This is a genomic window from Streptomyces durocortorensis (genome assembly GCF_016901035.1).
In the GTDB taxonomy this organism is placed as follows: Bacteria; Actinomycetota; Actinomycetes; order Streptomycetales; family Streptomycetaceae; genus Streptomyces; species Streptomyces durocortorensis.
In genome coordinates, this window is sequence record NZ_JAFEUF010000312.1 from 1 (window position 1) to 2,244 (window position 2,244).

The following is a 2,244-nucleotide window of genomic DNA, read 5'->3' on the forward strand; positions in this document are numbered from 1 at the left end:
TGTATAACTGCCCGGGACGGCAGGACCGCACTGGTGACGGGCGGGTCGCGGGGCATCGGACGGGCGGTCGCCCTGCGGCTCGCCGCCGAGGGGGCGTTGGTCGCGGTCCACTACGGCGGCAACGAAGCGGCAGCCGTCGAGACCGTGGGGCTGATCGCCGAGGGCGGTGGACCGGTTGTTCGAGGGGCTCGTCGCCGGGCTGAAGGACCATGGCGCGGAGGGCCTGGACATCCTCGTCAACAACGCGGGGGTCCACTCGATCGGTTCGATCGGGCAGCTCACCGAGGAGGAGTTCGCCCGGGTGCTAACGATCAACGTGAGCGCGCCGCTCTTCGTCGTCCAGCGGGCCCTGCCGCTGCTGCGGGACGGCGGGCGGATCGTGAACATCGGCTCGGCGGCCACCCGGATCGCGAACCCCGTACAGATCGGCTACACCGTCAGCAAGGCGGCGCTGGCCGCCCTCGGCCCCTCGCTCGCCAATGAACTGGGCCGGCGCGGCATCACCGTGAACACGGTCGAGCCCGGAGTGGTGCAGACCGATCTGATCGGCGACTACGCCACGGTGCCCGAGGCGGTGGCCGCACTTGAGTCGATCACCGCGCTCGGACGAATGGGTCAGCCGGAGGACGTCGCCGATGTGGTGGGCTTCCTGGCGGGCCCGCGGGGGCGTTGGGTCACCGGTCGGACTCTCGATGTCTCCGGGGGGACCTACCTCGGACCGCTCATGCCTGAGTGATCCTTCCGCTTCGGGCCGCCCGCCACCGCCGCGCACGCCTCCTCGTCCGTCACGCCCGACTCCGCCGTCAGCTCGATCAGTGCGTCCAGCCGGTCGCGGGCGGCCAGGAGGGCGGTGGCGGACTCGTCGATGCGGGCCCGTTCGCGGTGCAGGTCGGGAAGCATGCTGGAGCAGGCCGGCTCCAGGATGCGGTCCTCGTCGACCATGCAGGGCAGCAACTCGGCGATGGTGGCCGTGTTGAGGCCGGCGGCCAGCAGCATGCGGATGCCTCGTACGGTGACGACGTCCGGCTCCTCGTACTCGCGGTAGCCGCTCGGGCGGCGGGCCGGCCGGAGCAGGCCCTGCTCCTCGTAGTAGCGCAGCAACCGCTGGCTGACGCCCGTCCGGCGGGAGAACTCCCCCATGCGCATATGACGACCGCCACATTCGGTTGACTCTCACACCCATGTGAGACAGCAGCCTATTCCGCATGACACAGCAGTCTTCAACACCCGCGCCGAACAGTCCCGTTACCGTGATCGGGCTCGGCCCCATGGGGCTTGCCCTCGCCGAGACCCTGATGAAGAACGGCCATCCCACCACCGTCTGGAACCGCACCCCCGGGAAGGCCCGCAACCTCGTCGCCGGGGGCGCACGGCTCGCGGCGTCCGTCGCCGATGCCGTGGCCGCCAGTCCCCTCACCGTCGTCTGCCTCAAGGACTACGCGACGCTGTACGAGGTGTTCGGCTCCGCCGCCGGAGCGGCGGCAGCGGGCCGGGCCCTGGTCAATCTCAACTCCGGTACGCCGAAGGAAGCGCACGCGGCGGCCTCCTGGGCGGCCGCGCGGGGCGTCGCGTATCTGGACGGCGCGATCATGGTTCCGCCGCCCCTCGTCGGGGAGCCCGGGGCGGCCTTTCTCTACAGCGGTCCGCGTGAGGTCTTCGCCGCCCACCGGGACACGCTGGCAAGGCTGGGCGATCCCCGCCACCTCGGCTCCGACCCCGGGCTCGCGGTGCTCCACAACGCGGCGCTGCTCGGCCTGATGTACGCGACGATGAACGGCTTCCTGCACGCCGCCGCCCTGGTCGGCTCGGCGGGCGTACCGGCGGCGGAGTTCGCCGAGCTGGCGGTGAACCGGTTCCTGCCCACGGTGGTGGACGCGACGCTCGTCGCGCAGGCGCCGGACCTCGACGCGGGCCACTATCCGGGCGGCCTGGGCACCATGGAGATGAATCTGAACGCACTGGAGCACATCGCCCTCACCTGCGAGGAGCAGGGCGTGCACGCCGGGCAGCCGCTGTTGATGCGGGACATCGCGGCGCAAGCCATCAGGGACGGCCACGGTGCGTCGAACTACCTGGCGGTGTTCGAGGTGTTCAAGAAGGAGGCCGCCCCGGGGGCGCGGTAGCGGTGGCGGGGCCCCCCGGGGGGGGGGGGGCCCCCCCCGCCCCCCCCCGCCGGGGCCCCCCCCCCCCCGGCCGAAAAAATGGGAGGGATTATGTAGACAGGCCGCGGGCCCCCAGGCCCCC

The 2,244-nt window shown here is 71.9% G+C and carries 2 protein-coding genes and 1 pseudogene; 2 read left to right on the forward strand and 1 reads right to left on the reverse strand.

From position 1 onward, the window contains the following. Positions 1-3 precede the first annotated feature (3 nt). Positions 4-736, forward strand: a pseudogene (locus tag JS521_RS32350) (SDR family NAD(P)-dependent oxidoreductase). Here JS521_RS32350 and JS521_RS32355 read toward each other — a convergent pair. Beyond that, positions 709-1,146, reverse strand: a complete 438-nt coding sequence (locus JS521_RS32355) for a MerR family transcriptional regulator (protein WP_205086464.1) — start codon at positions 1,144-1,146, stop codon at positions 709-711. The pseudogene JS521_RS32350 and the gene JS521_RS32355 overlap by 28 nt on opposite strands. Before the next feature lie 59 nt (positions 1,147-1,205). Between JS521_RS32355 and JS521_RS32360 the strand changes: the two genes are divergently transcribed. Further along, positions 1,206-2,123, forward strand: a complete 918-nt coding sequence (locus JS521_RS32360; protein ID WP_205086465.1) for an NAD(P)-dependent oxidoreductase — start codon at positions 1,206-1,208, stop codon at positions 2,121-2,123. Positions 2,124-2,244: the final 121 nt, after the last annotated feature.

Coding starts and splice junctions, on each gene's coding strand:
- JS521_RS32360 (WP_205086465.1), top strand. CDS start 1,206: ATGACACAGCAGTCTTCAACACCCGCGCCGAACAGTCCCGTTACCGTG.
- JS521_RS32355 (WP_205086464.1), bottom strand. CDS start 1,146: ATGCGCATGGGGGAGTTCTCCCGCCGGACGGGCGTCAGCCAGCGGTTG.